At 41.6% G+C, this 16897-nt stretch carries 16 protein-coding genes and 1 rRNA gene; all 17 read right to left on the bottom strand.

Features of this window, described 5'->3' with window-relative positions:
* A 16S ribosomal RNA gene (locus A8805_RS12265) occupies positions 1 to 91 on the bottom strand; the annotation flags it as partial.
* Positions 92 to 640: 549 nt separating this feature from the next.
* On the bottom strand, positions 641 to 1060 hold the full coding sequence (locus A8805_RS12260; RefSeq protein WP_146199445.1) for an HIT family protein: 420 nt from the start codon (positions 1058 to 1060) through the stop codon (positions 641 to 643).
* 31 nt (positions 1061 to 1091) lie between these two features.
* The gene (locus A8805_RS12255) at positions 1092 to 2045 is read right to left on the bottom strand and encodes a phosphoglycerate dehydrogenase (protein ID WP_109711520.1); all 954 of its coding nucleotides are present in this window, start codon (positions 2043 to 2045) and stop codon (positions 1092 to 1094) included.
* Between the two features lie 29 nt (positions 2046 to 2074).
* Positions 2075 to 3481: an NADP-dependent phosphogluconate dehydrogenase gene (gene gndA, locus A8805_RS12250; protein WP_242992370.1), complete on the bottom strand. Its 1407-nt coding sequence runs from the start codon at positions 3479 to 3481 to the stop codon at positions 2075 to 2077.
* 21 nt (positions 3482 to 3502) lie between these two features.
* The gene (locus A8805_RS12245) at positions 3503 to 4267 is read right to left on the bottom strand and encodes an SDR family oxidoreductase (protein ID WP_109711517.1); all 765 of its coding nucleotides are present in this window, start codon (positions 4265 to 4267) and stop codon (positions 3503 to 3505) included.
* Between the two features lie 35 nt (positions 4268 to 4302).
* The gene (gene eda, locus A8805_RS12240) at positions 4303 to 4929 is read right to left on the bottom strand and encodes a bifunctional 4-hydroxy-2-oxoglutarate aldolase/2-dehydro-3-deoxy-phosphogluconate aldolase (protein ID WP_109711515.1); all 627 of its coding nucleotides are present in this window, start codon (positions 4927 to 4929) and stop codon (positions 4303 to 4305) included.
* Between the two features lie 26 nt (positions 4930 to 4955).
* Entirely contained in the window at positions 4956 to 5756 is an 801-nt protein-coding gene (locus tag A8805_RS12235; protein WP_109711513.1) for a 5-deoxy-glucuronate isomerase, read from the bottom strand.
* A 12-nt stretch (positions 5757 to 5768) separates the two neighbouring features.
* Positions 5769 to 7046, bottom strand: a complete 1278-nt coding sequence (locus A8805_RS12230; protein ID WP_109711511.1) for a TRAP transporter large permease — start codon at positions 7044 to 7046, stop codon at positions 5769 to 5771.
* Complete coding sequence (locus A8805_RS12225) at positions 7043 to 7582, bottom strand: TRAP transporter small permease (protein ID WP_109711509.1); 540 nt, start codon at positions 7580 to 7582, stop codon at positions 7043 to 7045. Before A8805_RS12225 ends, A8805_RS12230 begins: the two co-directional genes overlap by 4 nt.
* 41 nt (positions 7583 to 7623) lie before the next feature.
* Positions 7624 to 8655, bottom strand: a complete 1032-nt coding sequence (gene dctP / locus A8805_RS12220) for a TRAP transporter substrate-binding protein DctP (RefSeq protein ID WP_109711507.1) — start codon at positions 8653 to 8655, stop codon at positions 7624 to 7626.
* 21 nt (positions 8656 to 8676) lie between these two features.
* Complete coding sequence (locus A8805_RS12215) at positions 8677 to 10086, bottom strand: gluconokinase (protein WP_109711505.1); 1410 nt, start codon at positions 10084 to 10086, stop codon at positions 8677 to 8679.
* A gap of 302 nt (positions 10087 to 10388) precedes the next feature.
* On the bottom strand, positions 10389 to 11081 hold the full coding sequence (locus A8805_RS12210; protein WP_109711503.1) for a GntR family transcriptional regulator: 693 nt from the start codon (positions 11079 to 11081) through the stop codon (positions 10389 to 10391).
* Positions 11082 to 11286: 205 nt separating this feature from the next.
* A complete protein-coding gene (locus A8805_RS12205; protein WP_109711502.1) occupies positions 11287 to 11874 on the bottom strand; it encodes a DUF1349 domain-containing protein in 588 nt (195 codons plus the stop codon).
* 24 nt (positions 11875 to 11898) lie between these two features.
* Positions 11899 to 13251, bottom strand: coding sequence for a DNA repair protein RadA (gene radA, locus A8805_RS12200; protein ID WP_109711501.1), 1353 nt, complete (start codon positions 13249 to 13251; stop codon positions 11899 to 11901).
* A 282-nt stretch (positions 13252 to 13533) separates the two neighbouring features.
* Positions 13534 to 13947 (bottom strand): endosialidase, encoded by a 414-nt coding sequence (locus tag A8805_RS12195; protein WP_109711500.1) that lies wholly within the window; start codon positions 13945 to 13947, stop codon positions 13534 to 13536.
* A 72-nt stretch (positions 13948 to 14019) separates the two neighbouring features.
* Positions 14020 to 16464 carry an ATP-dependent Clp protease ATP-binding subunit gene (locus A8805_RS12190; RefSeq protein WP_109711499.1) on the bottom strand — a complete coding sequence of 815 codons (2445 nt, stop codon included), beginning with the start codon at positions 16462 to 16464 and terminating at the stop codon, positions 14020 to 14022.
* 42 nt (positions 16465 to 16506) lie between these two features.
* Positions 16507 to 16878, bottom strand: coding sequence for a GntR family transcriptional regulator (locus A8805_RS12185; protein ID WP_109711498.1), 372 nt, complete (start codon positions 16876 to 16878; stop codon positions 16507 to 16509).
* Positions 16879 to 16897: the final 19 nt, after the last annotated feature.

Genomic DNA, 16897 nt, shown 5'->3' with positions numbered 1-16897 from the left:
GAAGAAATCCAAGTAAAGTGCTTCGCTCGACTTGCATGTGTTAAGCACGCCGCCAGCGTTCATCCTGAGCCAGGATCAAACTCTCGTTAAAAGTGTTTGTTTCCAGTCAAGAATCGCTACTAGCTAATTCTATCCCTCTTATTGAACATTAGTAGTTCAATAAGCATGTTTTACTGTTCTTACCACCGGAATCTCTTCCAGTGATGGGTGCATCATTTCTGATGCTGTTCTTAAAAATTTTCTCTATAAGAAATTTTCAAGGGTTTGTTGTCTATTGTTTAATTATCAAGGTTCTTTGTCGTTTTCGCTGTCGTTCTTTGTCGTCAGCGGCAACTTTTATAGGATATCATGTTGTCTGCTTTCTGTCAAGAACTTTTTTATTTTTCTTTTACTTTTTCAAGGCTTGTTTCTGAGCTTTCTGCTCGCCCCTCAAGCGACAGCTTTGTTATAGTATCACACCCTCATATTATTTGTCAACACCTTTTTTCGACAAGTTTTTCAGCCTCAAAATATCTGATATGCTCCTCCTTGTAATGAGCAGTTTTTACATTTCAAATTCCTACTACAAGGGAAGCATATCACTTTTAGCTTATATTAGTTTGAATGTTTCTACAATTTGGGGATAGCCTCTGTGTTTCCTTTATAATCTGCTTTTGATCTTTTCTATATCTTGTTCATATTCTTCTTCCGCAAGACTTACTTTATCGATATCATCTGTAAAGGGGCCTCCCCACTGGAGTTCTCCCTCCTTCTTTGGGACCAGATGTACATGAAAATGGGGGACCAGATCCCCATATATTGCATAATTAATTTTGTCGGCATCAAATTCTTCTTGTATAACCAACGCAAGCCTGGCCACGACATTCATAAATTTATTCCTTTTTTCCTCTTCCATCTGATACAATTCATCATAATGTCCGCCCGCAGCAACAATACATCTCCCTCGATGTTTCTGGTCCTTAAAGTAATATATATTTGTGCCTTCATATTCCGCAATTGGTATCATTAACCTCTGCAGCTTTTCATTTTTTGTACAATACATACAATCTGCTTTTTTCACTACATCCCCCTTCTTTCTATGTAAATGCCGCTTATACCTGATAATCACAGACTCCTCTTGTCAGGATGTCTACAACATTCTGTGCTGCCAGAACACTCATTTTATTACTGGCTTCCTTAGTCGCTGCTCCCGCATGAGGTGTTATAATACAGTTATCAAGTGTCAGCAATTCGCTGTCATAGGGTGGCTCTTTTACAGTTGCGTCTAGTCCGGCACCGCGGATTGCTCCACCTTTTAATGCCTGATATAAATCCTTCTCATTAATGATTCCACCTCTTGCGGTATTAATAATAATTGCTTCGTTTTTCATAACTGCAAATGCTTTTTTGTCAATCATATTTTCTGTTTCCGGTGTAAGCGGAGAATGAATCGTAATAAAATCAGATTTTTTCAAAAGGGTATTCAAATCCACATATTCTGCTCCCACTTCTTTTTTAAAGAGCTCATTTTCATACATGTCATAACAGAGCACCCGCATGTCAAATCCTTTGCACCTTCTCGCAACACCCTGGCCAATTCTTCCCGCCCCGATTACGCCGATGGTTTTCTGCCACATCTCCACACCATCTGGCCTTTGCTGATTCTTTTCTTTCATGGTTCTGTCCATATATGCAACATTTCTTGCCACATCAAGCATAAGCGCCACGGCCATATCAGCCACCGAATCCCCATTTGCTCCCGGGGTAATGGTAACCGCTACATTATTCTTTTTTGCCGTTTCAAGATCCACTTTGTCATATCCCACGCCATATCTGGAGATGACCTTCAACTTTTTCCCCGACTTAATAATTTCCCCCGTATAATCATCCAATCCTGCGATAACCGCATCTGAATCCACAATTTCTTTTCTTATCTGCTCCTCCACAGATCCGTTGGCTGCTTCTATTTTTACAATTTTACATCCATTTTTTTCTAATATATCTTTTGCCTGATCGTCTGTTTTACCAAAGGATCTTGCTGTTACTATTACTTTATATCTTTTCATGACCTCTCCTCAAATATGCCTGGGGCAATTTATTCTGTCCATTCTGTATGAAAACGCCCATTCCCATCTTTTCTCTCATATGTATGAGCTCCAAAACAATCCCGTAATCCCTGCAAGAAGCATACCGGCATTGTCTCTGTTTCAAAATATGAATAGTAATTTAATACACTTTCATAGGCTGCACACGGATATCCCGCCAGAAGAGCATTAGCTGTGATATATCTCACACTCTCTACCTTCTCCTCCCTATCAGTCCAATATTGGCTCAAAATTAAAGCTTCTGGTTTCCCAATCAGCGCGTTCTGAATCTCAGAGAGCAATGCACTGCGAATGATACAACCTTCTCTCCACACCTGAACAACTTCAAGGATTGGGATTTGCCAGTCATATTTTTTCGATGCATACTGAATCAGTTCCAGGCCCTGACTGTAACAGGAAATCATGCCCCAATATAATGCTTCCTTAAACATATGGCAAATACTCTCATCAAGTTCTATAAACAATGCTGTACTTTGACCTTTAGCAAGTATTTTCCTGCCAGAATTCCTTACTTTATCCCTGCCGGAAAAGCTTCTTGCCTGTACTGCTTCATAGATAGTCGGTACATAGATCCCCGCCTTTAACGCCTCCTTCAATGTCCAAAGGCCTGTACCTTTCTGATCTGCCTTATCTCTGATTTTGTCCAGCAAAAATTTCCCATCCACATCCCTTTTCTCTAAAACCTGAATACTGATATCAATCAGATATGAAGATAATTCGCTTTCTTTCCATGAACGGAACAACTCTGTAATTTTCTCATGGGGTGCGTGTATCCCGTCTTTCAGATAATGATAGGTTTCTGAAAGCAACTGTAAAATCCCATACTCAATTCCATTATGTACCATTTTCACATAATGCCCGGCTCCTTCATTTCCAAGATAAACACAGCATGGATTTCCTTCGTATTTTGCTGCTATTGTTTGCAAAATCCTTCTGCTGCTCTCCCAGCCCCTCCTGCTTCCTCCAACCATCATACTGGGACCGGTCAGTGCTCCTTTCTCTCCGCCAGAAACGCCGACACCCAAAAATTGGATCCCGGCTTCCTGACACTTATAATAACGGCGTACACTTTCTTCGTAGTATGAGTTACCACCATCCATCACTACGTCGTTTTTATTGAGACATGGTATCAAACTATCAAGAACCATGTCCACAGGCTTGCCTGCCATGATCATAATAAATATTTTTCTTGGAGAGGCAAGAGACTGCAGCAGTTCCTCTTCACTTTCAGCTATCACATATGTATCCTGATTCTTTATGTCGTCTTTAAAACGAGCCCTCTCCTGCTCACTGATACTATATACTACCACTCTGTATCCATGATTCAGCATATTTTTAGCAAGGCTGGCGCCCATCACACCCAGACCATACACTGCAATATCACATTTCTGCTGCATATTCCTTCTCCCTATCATCCTTTATTTCACTAGGTATCCACCATCTACAGGGATAACCGCTCCATTCAGATAGTCTGACGCGGATGATGCAAGAAATACAGTTGTTCCCTTCATATCATCCGGAGTCCCCCATCTTTTTGCTGGAATACGGTTAGTAATTTCCATATAACGCGGGTTACTTGGGTCTGTGAGAGCAACATTCATCTCGGTGTCCATATATCCTGGTGCCATAGCATTCACATTTATTCCCTTTTCTGCCCACTCATTGCAGAAAGCCTTTGTAATCTGAGCAACTGCACCCTTACTTGCAGCATATGCAGGTACTGTATAACCACCGAAAAAGGCAAGCATAGAGGCAAGATTAATGATTTTTCCCTTTGTGCCCTGCTTTATATACTGTTTCGCTGCCAACTGGCATAGTACAAATACCGCAGTTAAGTTAATGTCCAGAACAAACCTCCAGTCATCAAGTGGAAATTCTTCACTCTTGTGACGTTTCTGTACACCTGCACTGTTTACAATAATGTCCAGATGATTTCCAAGTAATGCAACAGACCTATCAAAAGCCTCCACCCGCTGCTTATCATCCCCCAGATTGCCAATCACACTATGGCACTTGAAGCCTTTTTCACACATCTTCTTTGCCACTTCCTCTGCCTTTGGGTTAATATCAATTATGCAAACTTCTGCCCCTGCCTCCATAAGACCTTCTGCCATACCGAAGCTCAATCCTTGAGCAGCTCCTGTGACAATTGCCTTTTTCCCTGTTAAATCAAACATATTCATAACGCTACTCCTTTTACTTAAAATATTTTTATTTATTAATGAACCAGATCCACTGCTTCCTTTGTGATTCTTACAATTTCATTAAAATTTTTGTTATCGATATGTACCGGATTAACCATCCAGCTTCCACCACAAGCAATTATTTTATTACATGCAAGGAATTCTTTAATGTTTTCAGCATTGATTCCTCCCGTAGGCATAAATTTTAAAGAAGGAAATGGTGCTGCCAGTGCCTTGATTGTATCTAATCCCCCATACTGCTTTGCCGGGAAAAATTTTACTACTGGAATATCATACTCCATAGCAGCCATAATCTCTGTCGGTGTACAGATTCCAGGAAATATCATAATATTATTTTCTATTGCAAATTCGGTCACTTCTCTTGAAAAACCTGGTGACACAATAAACTCTGCCCCTGCGTTCAGGGCACGTTTGGCCTGCTCAACATTTACTACCGTTCCGGCACCCACACACATGTTAGGAAATTCCGTTTTCATCGTCACTATAGATTCTTCCGCAGCATCTGTACGAAATGTTACCTCTGCAACAGGAAGCCCCCCTCTGCAAAGCGCATCGCCAAGAGCCTTTGCATCACTTGCCCTATCTAGCTTCACAACAGGTACAATTTTTAATTCTTCTAATTTTTTTAACATATCACTCATGTTATATTTACCTTTCTCTAATATGCTTAACAATTTTCATATACCGGATCTAATACCGCTAAGTCATATCTTCTGCTTGGATGGCTAAAAGAAGCCAATACCCACAAATATGTATTTCTCGTTCCAGGTGATGCCACTGTTGGATGATAGCCGCAAGGTGCCTGTACACAAGTTCCTGTCTGAACCGTATGTGTTACAATATCTTCCACCTCTCCACTCTTCAGATAACTCACATGGAAACCAAATCTGGGGGCGGGCATGTCAAAGTAACAGTATACTTCCTCTAAATCCTTCTCATGCTGGTGAGGCGGCCAACTGGTCCAGGCTCCCTCTCCGCTCCATGTAAGACCACACAAGAGCCTGGATGCCTTATCCTGTGGTGCAAGGGTAAACATGACTTCCCGCTGTCCCACTCCTGAACCATGAATCTGATGAATATCTCCGATAGGAAGTGTAATATCAAACTTTCTGAACATTGGTTCTCCGTATCCTTCACAAACTGCTCCGGCAATATAAAAGAAGCAGTCTTCCTCCGCCGTGATTCTAACTTCATTTTTCCCCGGAATATAAAAAGAATCAAACTTGTCCATTTTCTGATTCAGCACCGCATGTTCACTTAACGCTGCCTTTCCGCTGATTAGAACCCCGTGAAGTTCCAGCCCTTTTGATTCTAGCAGGTAGGCCGTCCCTTCCTGCAGGTTCAAGCGAAATATCTGTGTCTCCTGACACTCGCAGGTATCAGGTGTCACTACCTTGTGGAATCCCCATTCTTCAGAAGACTGGGCACGCCACCGTTCCATACGTTCTTTATTTTTCTGTTCTTTCATGTACTGCTTCTCCTATTTAATGAACATTGTAGACAACTGCGGGAAAAATACTACCAGGAAGAACACTGCCAGATATCCAATGAAAAAGGGTAACTGACCCTTGGCAATACTTCCCATCTTCAATTTTGTAACACTTGCTGCAGCGAATATATTTACAGCAACCGGAGGTGTCATTGTTCCTACTACATTCGCAATGGATACAATCATACCAAAATGAATAACATTTACTCCCAACGACTGTGCAATGGGCCAGAGAATTGGAACCATAAGGACAGCTGTTGCAATTCCTTCCAGAAAAACTCCGAAAATCAAAAGAATAATTGCCACTACTAAACAAAAGGCTGTTGCTGACAAGTTCATGTTTATAACAAAATTTACAAGTGCTGTTGATATTCCTGAGAATGCAAATAGCCATGCAAATGCTGTTGATGTCGCAATGATAAATAGAATCATTGCTGAACTTTTCGCTGAATCCAGAAAAATTGCATACAAGTCTTTTACCTTAACTTCTTTATATATAAACATAGATGCAATCAATGACCATATACAAGCCACCGCTGCCGACTCTGTCGGTGTCAGAATTCCCGAATAAATCCCCCCCAAAATAATGACAGGAAGAAACAATGCAGGAATTGCTTTCACAAAGCTTATGCCAAACTGCTTCATCGTCATCTTTTCCTTAGTCTTTGGCCAGCTTTCTTTGTTCGCAATGACTAATACAACTATAATGAGGACAACTGCAATGGCTAAACCGATAGACATACCGGATTTGAACATATCTCCTACAGATGCGCCTGTAATCGTAGCATACACTACCATGATGATACTTGGAGGAATGATTGGTCCCAGTCCACCTGATACGACCAGAAGCCCCGCCACCCGCTCCTTCGGATAACCAAGCCGAACCATATCAGGATAAAGCATAACACCAATGGCAACAACCGTGGCCGGGGCGGAACCAGAAAGTGCCGCAAAAAATGCACAGGCGACTACCATTGCAAGTGCCATACCTCCCCGAAATCCACCCACTATTGAGTTGGCAAAATCACATAACCTTCTCGAAATCCCACCTTTTGTCATGATGTTTCCAGCTAATACAAAGAATGCAATAGCCATAATTGAGGTCGAATCCAGACCGCCAAAAATTCTCTGGGTAATAATATTGAGAGAAAGGTTGATTTCCGGGCTAATAAGAATGGTAAGAGCTGTAGATATACCAAGGGACATAGCAATCGGCACACCTATCAACAGCATAATTACAAATGTTCCAAATAATATCCAACCTGTCATCTTATTTCACCCCCTGTTGTTTCATCCGGAACGTCCATTCCTTCTGCTTCGTCCTCTTCTTTTCCGATATTTTTTATCATAATAATCGCTGTAACACCTTGTACAATTGTAATAATTCCAAAACTGATAACCAAAGCTGCATACGGAATTGACATCGGTAGCTGCAGTGCCGGTGATTTTTGCCCGGATGCTACCTGCTGCATAACCATCCCATATCCCTGATAGCACATAGTTCCGGAAAATATTACAACAATCAGCTTTGAAATAATGCGCAGTATTTTTTTTACCATGCCTTTTGTTTTATCTACAACTGCGGTAACTGCAATCTGCGTGCCATCACGCAGCCCCAGTTCCGTTCCCAAAAGTACCATATAAATCATGCAATATTTTGATACTTCTTCCATCCCTGTCAGCGATGAGATCTGAGTAATATTACGATTAAATACTTGAACAAACGCTGCGATAACCATAACTGCAAAAGTCAAAACCATAATCCAGTCTTCCATTCTCTGACATATTTGTAATCCTTTTTTCATTTTAGCCTCCAGAAATTCTTTGTATTGCTTTTCACCGCCAATTATTTTGTAGTCTCAATTGCCTTATCTACAGCTTCCTGCCATTTTTCATCAAATGTGAACCCTTGCTTTTCAGCTTCCGCCTTGTATGCTTTCTGCAATTCTTCTACATCAATATCATGAAATTCAACACCCTTTTCTTTCAGTTCTGTTTCAGCCTCTGTATTTGCTTCTACAAGATACTCTCTCTGTGCTTCACACCCTTTTTGTACTGCATCAAGAAATGGCTGCTGTAAATCTTCCGGAATCTTATTCCATGCACTGTCGGACATGCATAATACAATGTATACGAATGCATGCTGCGTATTTGTGATGTGCTTTGTAACCTCATAATATCCGGACGCAAGACAGTTTACAGTTGCGTTTTCAGCGGCATCAATAGTTCCCTGTTGAAGTGCTGTAAATACATCGTTGTAATTCATTGCAACCGGCATTGCTCCGAATGCAGTAAATGCCGCCTGATGATATTTATTTTCCATGGTACGGATCGTTACCCCCTTGAAATCCTCCACAGATTCGATTGGCTGTGTAGAAAAAGTATTACGGAATCCGGATTCCATGAAGCCAATAACATGAAGTCCCTGGGCCTCTGCTTTTTCCTTAATTAAGTCACCTAATTCCCCGTCCACTGCCGCATGTGCCTGTTCAGCATTTGTCCACAAATATGCCTGATCCAGGATTCCCATTTCAGGAATAAAATTGGTTAATACTGAATTCGCACATGTTGCAATATCCAGATTGTTAGACATTGCCAATTCTACCGTATCTCTTTCTCCCCCCAAAGAACCCCCTGCATTCACTTCAATCTTAATTTTCCCATCTGTGGCCTTCTCTACTTCATCTGCAATTGCGTTCGCACCCTTAGCATAATTTGAGTTCTCCGGGTCTACCAAGGCTAGCTTCATTGTAATAGTCTCTCCACCACTATTTTCTTGATTACTTGCGCTCTCCTTCTTTCCACATCCTACCGTGCCAACTGCCAGCACCACAGTTAATGCTGCCGATACCGCTACTTGTAAATATTTCTTTCTCATCTTTCTTCCTCCTCAATAAAATTATGTGTTTGCATTGTAATATTTTAAATAACGCCTGAACTTCTTTTCATAAATTGCTGCGTTATCTAAATTTGGTTTTATAATACGGGCTTCTCCCTCCAGAAACTCTGATGCATCTGGAATAACTCCCAATAGTTCCATGGCCAGTACTGCACCTCCCAGCAATGAGCCATGCGGCATCTCTTCAATCTCCATCTCTCTTTGGAAGATATCTACACACATCTGTCTCCAGACCTCCGAGTGAAGTATGCCGCCTGATAATTTTATCCTTTCCGGTTTTCCATTTACCTCCAGAATTACTTTGTAGCATTGATAAAGATTAAAGAGAACTCCTTCCTGAATCCCACGGTACATATCCCTTACGCCGTGATATGGTTCTATTCCTAAAAATCCCCCCCTTTTCTCATCGTCCCAGCCCGGACATCGCTCCCCAAATAAAAATGGCAAAAATACTGGTGTATTTTCCGATATTCCCGGCCCTGATTCTAATTCCTCATATGTTTTTTCATTTCCCACACTGCTGCGAAACCAATCAATACAATTACAGCAGCCCGATGTGGCAGCCCCCACCAGCCATGATTTGGGAGAGCGATAGCACCATGTTGACGGCTTCTGAGGAATTACTGCTTTACCGGCAGACAGCCGCATGGCTCCACTTGTGCCAACAGAAAAAGTCATAACCCCTTCCTGAAGTGCCCCAACCCCAACCTGGTTCAATCCACCGTCTGAATTAGCCGGGATCACAGGAGTTCCTTCCTGTATTCCTAAAAGCTGAGAACCCTCTCTGCTCAGTGGAAATGTCTTATTGTAAGGAATCAGACTGCACAATTGTTCTTCTTTTATTTCCAACTGTTTAAGTAATGCCTCATCCCACTGCCCAGTGTGAATATTCATCAGCCCTGTACCGGAGGCCATGCACTCGGTAATCACTCTTTCCCCGGTGAGTCTAAACGTGGAATATGTTCCCTGCCCCATTATTATGTAATCCGATAATCGGTACTGTTCCTTTAACATTAACAGCTTATACATGGGATAAATAGCATTCACCATGCAGCCTGTCTGCTGATAATATTGATTCACCTGTTCTGTGTTCTGTCTGAGACTGCTGCACAGCCCCGCAGCTCCTGTGTATGACCAGAGATAAACCGGTGTGACTGGTTTTATCTGAGTGTTACATAACATTACACTGTGCCATGTCCCCCCCAATGCAATCATGCTAATTGTTCTGCCTTCTGCTATTTCTTTCCCCAGCAGCACTGTCGTGAGAAATACTTGCTCTGCATCATGTATTGTGATGTCCTTATACATCTGTGGATACGGCCTTACTCTAGTCTCGTATTGTCTCGTTTCGGTATCGTACAGCATTGCCTTAGCAGATGTAGTGCTGGATTCTAACACTAAAATCAACATGCATTTTCTCCTCTTTTTTAAATTTAAATCTTTTCTAAAAAAATCTTTTTTTGATAAATTTAGATTTTATATTATTATGTCAGATTTTCTCTTATACGTCAATTGTGTTTTTTCCTATATATCTTTTTTAATTTTGTGCACTTTTACTATATCCATATGATTTAAAATAGTTTTATTCCATAATGAAATTTTGGTCACAGTACGATCCCAGAGAGTTTTTATGTACTGGGAAAGAAAACTTTCCCAGTACATAAAAAAGCATCCACTGACAAATAGCCAGCGAATGCCTCTTTCTCTATACTCTATAATATCTTATCCACTTTTACAATCATACTGATTGTATTAATTGCATTATCAATATGATTATTAACAGACTGTTTTACCTTTTCTTCGTCTTTGGCAAAAATAGCATTAATTAAATTCGCATGTTCTTCTACTCCTGCCAGATTTTTCTCGAAAGTCTGACGGCGATATATATAATGACTGTATACAAATGGATTAATCTTCTGATACATCTCCACTAGTGTCCCGTTTCCTGAACATTTCAAATATAGTTCATGAAATTGATAATCATGCTTATAATGCAGCTGATACAAATCCGGATCCTGATTTTTATTGTATTCTGTAATTGCTTTACGATGTTCATCTACATTCCTGATTAATGCATTTTTCAAACGATCATTTGTATTAACGGATACAATAATCTGCTTCACATAATACAAGTCCATCATACGCCGAATCTCGAATATCTCCTTCGCTTCCTCCAAATCAATATACTTGACGCGCATCCCTTGTCTGGGAAAGTTCTCGACAATCTTTTCCGCTACAAGACGCTCCATTGCAAATTTTACAGGTGTCTCACTGACTCCATATTTCTCCGCTAATTCCTTGGGCTGGAGCTTCTGTCCGGGAACCAGTTCCTGCTTAATAATATCCATACGAATAAAATCGCATATAGTATCAACTAATGTCTCATTTTTCTTTTTCGATACCATTCATTATTCCCCTAATCTATTATAATCAATGCCATAAATACAAATGTTTCATTACCAATGGGCTTATTACATCTCCCCCACTTCTCTCCTGTTCTGATGAAATTATAACAAGCTTCTATCACTCATTATACACTTCCTCTTTTACATATGCAAAAAGAATTTTTCCACCGTTCTCTATTCTCGGCCAAAAGTGAGTGGGATAGAGTTACTTGTGCTCCTCCCACTGGCATTCTGTAAACTCTATTTCAGAGAACGCAGCATGAAATGTGGATGTTTCCGGGCTGCAGGCATATATTCCAATCTGAATTTCTCCATCTCCTTCAAATAAATGAGCCATGCGCATCTGTTTAAAGTTTATTCCATCATAAGAGTTCTCCACCAGGAAGTCACTTTCGCGTCTGCTCAGCCTGTAATACATACTTTTCTGTTTTGCAGGAATATCTGTAGTTGCCCAATCGGAATATCCATGATTGGTAACGACACTTCCCAAACGCTGAAATTCTTCATTCTCGTATTCTATAGAAGCCTTCAGCCAGTTATCGCTATTCTGGTAAATCATAATACCACATTGGTCAAACCTGTGGCTGCTGTCAAATTCTGTTTTCACAGTAAAGGAAAAATAAGTTTCTTTGGTCTTCATCAGCAATACAGGAGCATTATCATTTCTGAAGCCATAATAGGTACGCTGCCAGTAATCCGTACCCGGTTCCGTTGTGATACATACCTTTCCATTCAGAAAACTATATTCTTTTGGCTTATGTATCCAAAAGGTATTGTTTTGTGTAAATTCCATTCATCTTTCCTCCTTGTCCACTTTCTATAGAAGATTCATTGCATCGTTGATCGTTTTCACTCCTATTATTTTAATCCCTTTAATCCCCTTTACCATATCTGTCGATACCATAGGAAGCACACATGTTTCAAATCCCAGTTTTTTAGCCTCAGTTACCCGCTGTTCCGGCATACTTACCGCGCGCACTTCACCGCTCAGTCCTACTTCCCCGAACACAATCATTTTCTCATCTATCGGACGGTTCTTATAACTGGAAACCAGCGCCATTACAATTCCCAGGTCAATGGCAGGCTCATTCATTTTAATTCCCCCGGCAATATTAACATAAGCATCATAACTAGATAGATGGAGACCTATTCGTTTCTCGAGCACAGCCATCAGAAGGTTGACCCTGTTATAATCGGTTCCGGCTGCAGTACGCCTGGGTAATCCAAAATTGCTTTGGCAGACAAGAGCCTGAATTTCTATCAAAATTGGCCGCGTACCTTCCATAGAGCAGGCTACAACAGAACCAGAAGCATTTTCTGGTTTTCCACTTAACATATATTCAGAAGGATTTTCTACTTCTGCCAACCCATTTTGGCGCATTTCAAATACACCAATTTCATTGGTAGAACCAAACCTGTTTTTCACCCCCCGCAAAATCCGGTAGGAAGCGTGTCTGTCTCCTTCAAAATACAGTACTGTGTCTACCATATGTTCCAAAACCCTTGGTCCGGCTACAGTCCCCTCCTTTGTTACATGTCCTACAATAAAAATAGATATACCCATCCCTTTGGCAAGCTGCATAAAGATATTCGTTGATTCCCGAACCTGAGAAACACTCCCCGGAGCCGAAGACACTTCTTCACTGTACATTGTCTGAATGGAATCTATAATCACTACTTCGGGCTGCTTGCTCTCAATAACCGTCCGTATTGTCTCCAGGTTTGTCTCACACAGGAGTTTCAGATTTTCTTCAAATTCACCCATTCTATTTGCCCGCAGTTTAATCTGTGCCAGAGACTCCTCTCCCGATATATAGAGTATCTTTTTATTTTTAGACAGACACTGACATACCTGGAGCAAAAGTGTTGACTTTCCGATTCCCGGGTCACCTCCTACCAACACCAGAGAACCCGGTACAATTCCGCCTCCAAGAACCCGGTCCAGCTCCCCGATTCCGGTCAGAATTCTCGTATGATCATCCGCGCTGACTTCTGACAGGGATACGATTTCTGTCTCCCGTGCCTTCTTTATTCCGGCTGTCTTCACCGAACTTGTCTTTTCTTCCACAAATGAATTCCATTCCTTACAGGCCGGGCACTGCCCCAGCCATTTCGATTCTTCATGCCCACAGTTCTGACAGAAGAATACACTTTTCTTCCCCTTTGCCATAATACTCCTTTCTCCAAGAAACTTTTCCTTATGCGCGTAGTGCACATCCCCGGTCAGTTTTATATAGTAAGAAATACCGAAGTATTTCCTGCTATATAAAAAGAGACAGGCCCTCTGCTCTCCTGTCTCTTTCTTATGTAATAGAATACTGCGTTTCCTGCTTACATAAAGTTCTTCCGGGGAACCGTACTGCAGTATAAGTGGAAAGTACTGCTAAAACGGCCGGCCCAAACGCGGATCTGGCGAGCCAGACTCTACTTTAAATCTTACTGTAATGTCTTTCTAGCACTTTACAACTCTGACACCTACACAGGCATCTTTACTTTCTTCTGTGCTCACACTTAACTTCCCGCTTAAATTCGTCATCATTCTGCCGGCTGACATATTACTGATAAACACTTCATATTCACTATCCGGCTCCAGTTCCAATGTGAACTGTACATCCTGTGCTGACGATACACAAAATGTAACTTCTGAATCTGTTGCCTTGAAGCTTTTAACAGTGCTGCCCGGCACAGATTCATATACAAACATACCGTTACGCTCTAACTTAGTTATTTCTTTAAATGTTTTGACTTTATAAATATCGCCTTCAAATTCGAAATCTTCCTGTTTTGTCTTAGATTCCAGAGTATAGTCTCCAAAACTGAGTGTTCCGTCCTCTTCTGCTTGTATTAGCTCTTTTGATGCTGTCATTTTATTGTCCTCCTAGGTATTTCAGATTCTTTCTATTCTTTATTGTATTATATAATAATTCCTCTTTATTTTCTACTGCTTTGTAGACTTTGAGTAAAATTTAATTTCTTTTTTAGAGACTCCCGCTTCCACCTGGTCCCCATCTTTAACATCTCCGTTTAAAACAGCCTCTGCAAGCTTATCTTCCAGTTCTGTCTGCATCGCCCTGCGTAAAGGACGCGCCCCGTATTTTGCATCTGTTCCCTTTTCAACAATATACTTCTTGGCAGAATCCCGGATTGTAAGAGTGATATTCATCTGGTTTTTCACTCGTTTCGTAAATTCCCTGCATAACAGCGTAACAATCTGTTTCATATGACTGCTGCCTAACGCATGGAATACAATAATCTCATCAATCCGGTTCAGAAATTCCGGACGGAATATCATTTTAACTTCATCCATTACGTTCTGCTTCATACGTTTATAATCGTCTGCCGGATTTTCTTTTACTGCAAATCCCAGCTTCTTTGGTTCTACAATTGCTTTAGCTCCGGCATTGGAGGTCATAATAATTACAGTGTTGCAAAAATCCACCTTGCGTCCCTGGGAATCTGTAATGTGTCCGTCATCCAGCACCTGAAGCAGTATGTTGAATACGTCCGGGTGCGCTTTCTCCACTTCATCAAACAGTATGACGGAATAAGGATGGGTCCTTACCTGATCACTAAGCTGTCCTCCTTCTTCGTGTCCTACATATCCCGGAGGTGAACCTATCATTTTGGACACAGAATGTTTCTCCATGTATTCGGACATATCAACACGTATCATGGATTGCTCATTTCCAAATAAAGCTTCCGCAAGGGCTTTAGACAGCTCTGTCTTTCCAACCCCGGTAGGTCCCAGGAAAAGGAAGGAACCAATCGGACGTTTCGGGTCCTTCAAGCCTACCCGGCCCCGCTTCACAGCTCTTGCAACCGCACTTACAGCCTCATCCTGTCCAATGACCCTCTTATGGAGAACCTGCTCTAATTTTTTAAGTCTGTCTGTGTCGCTTTCCGCCAGCTTCTGCACCGGAACTTTTGTCCATGCAGACACAACCTCAGCTATATCAGCTTCCTCAATCTGGGGGAGGTTCACAGACGTTTTCTTACGAAAACGCTTCCTCATACTCTCTAGCTTATTTTCAATCTCCTGCTGCTCTTTATGAAGTGAAGATGCCCCTTCAAAATCTCCAGCTTTGATTTTTTCCTCTTTTTGTTTCGCCAGCTCTTTCAGGGATTCCTCAAAATTCTTTAAACTATCCGGAACCTTATATCCTCTCATACTTACCTTAGAGCAGGCTTCGTCCAGAACATCAATGGCTTTATCCGGCAGATTCCTGTCTGTAATATACCGTTCCGACAACTGTACAGCAGCCTCAAGTGCATTATCACCTATTATGACTTTATGATGTGTCTCGTACTTTTCCTTTAATCCTTTTAAAATTTCCAGACATTGTCCTTTGTCAGGCTCCTCCACTGTAATGGGCTGAAAACGTCTTTCCAGTGCAGCATCTTTTTCGATGTATTTACGATATTCGGTAATCGTAGTAGCCCCAATTAACTGCATCTCTCCCCGGGCAAGAGAAGGCTTGAGTATACTGGACGCATCAATAGCTCCTTCTGCTCCCCCGGCCCCAATCATTGTATGCAGTTCATCCAGAAACAGGATAACGTTATCGCTGGATTTTACCTCTGCAATCAGACCTTTCATGCGCTCCTCAAACTCTCCCCGGTACTTGGATCCTGCAATCAGACCCGGAAGGTCCAATGTATAAATGCGCTTTCCTTTCATGCTTTCGGGCACAACACCCATAGCAAGCCTGGATGCAAGTCCTTCAATAATAGCCGTCTTTCCAACTCCCGGTTCTCCCACTAAACATGGGTTGTTCTTCGTGCGCCTGCTTAATACCTGCATCAAACGGTAAATCTCTTCCTCACGGCCCACAACAGGGTCCAGCCGGCCCTCTGCTGCCTCAGCAGTCAAATCTGTACAGAACTGCTCTACTGCAGAGCTTCTGCCTTTAGAATCCTCCTGCATCTCTTCCTGATATTCTTTCGGATCTATACCTACAGCATTTAAAATATCCGCTAAAATCTTTTGCAGATTGATATTCAGCGTAGTCAGAATTCTTGCTGCCACACAATCCACATCATGAATAATGGCCATCAGAAGATGTTCTGTCCCCACACTCCTTGTATGAAGATGCTGTGCTTCCTTCCGGCTGTTATCCAATATAAACTCCAATCTCGGACTTTCTTTTGGATGCTCTACGTTCAGCGCATTATCGGCCGGAGCGATTAATTCGTCCATCAAACGAAGAATCTTTTCTTCATCTACATTATTGATAGCCAAAATCTGACCGGCAACACCTGTGTACTCCTTTCTGAGCCCTAATAACAGATGCTCCGTTCCGATGTAGGGATGTTTTAACTTTTTTGCCATGGCACCTGCATATTTAATAACCTGCTCTGCCTGTTTTGTATAATAATTCTGCATAGTTTCCTCCTGTCACATATCCTTTTGCCTCCACGGTTTGGGTTAAAGCGGATACTCTTCAAATATTTCGTCCACCAGATTATGCACTTCTTCTCTGGAAATATTCTTACATCTGCCTTCTGCGAGCAAAATCATAAGCTGTTGCCTCATATCTTCCAGAGCTTTCATCTTGTCAATATCCAGTGCAATCACTGCCCCGTGCCTTCTGTCAAGCTGGATAAAGCCCTCCTGCTTTAAGACACTGTACGCCTTATTTACTGTATGCATATTTACACCCACAGTATTTGCCAACTGACGCACAGACGGGAGAGAATCTCCTTCCTGTATGGTAGAAGTGGCGATTCCCATCACAATTTGATTGCGTAATTGTATATAGATGGCTTCATTACTGTTAAAATCTATTTCAATCAGCATGTCATCACCTGCCTTTTCT

Origin of the sequence: Faecalicatena contorta, assembly GCF_003149105.1 — a bacterium.
Classification (GTDB): Bacteria; Bacillota; Clostridia; order Lachnospirales; family Lachnospiraceae; genus Muricomes; species Muricomes contortus_C.
This window is presented reverse-complemented; position numbering and strand designations above follow the sequence as displayed.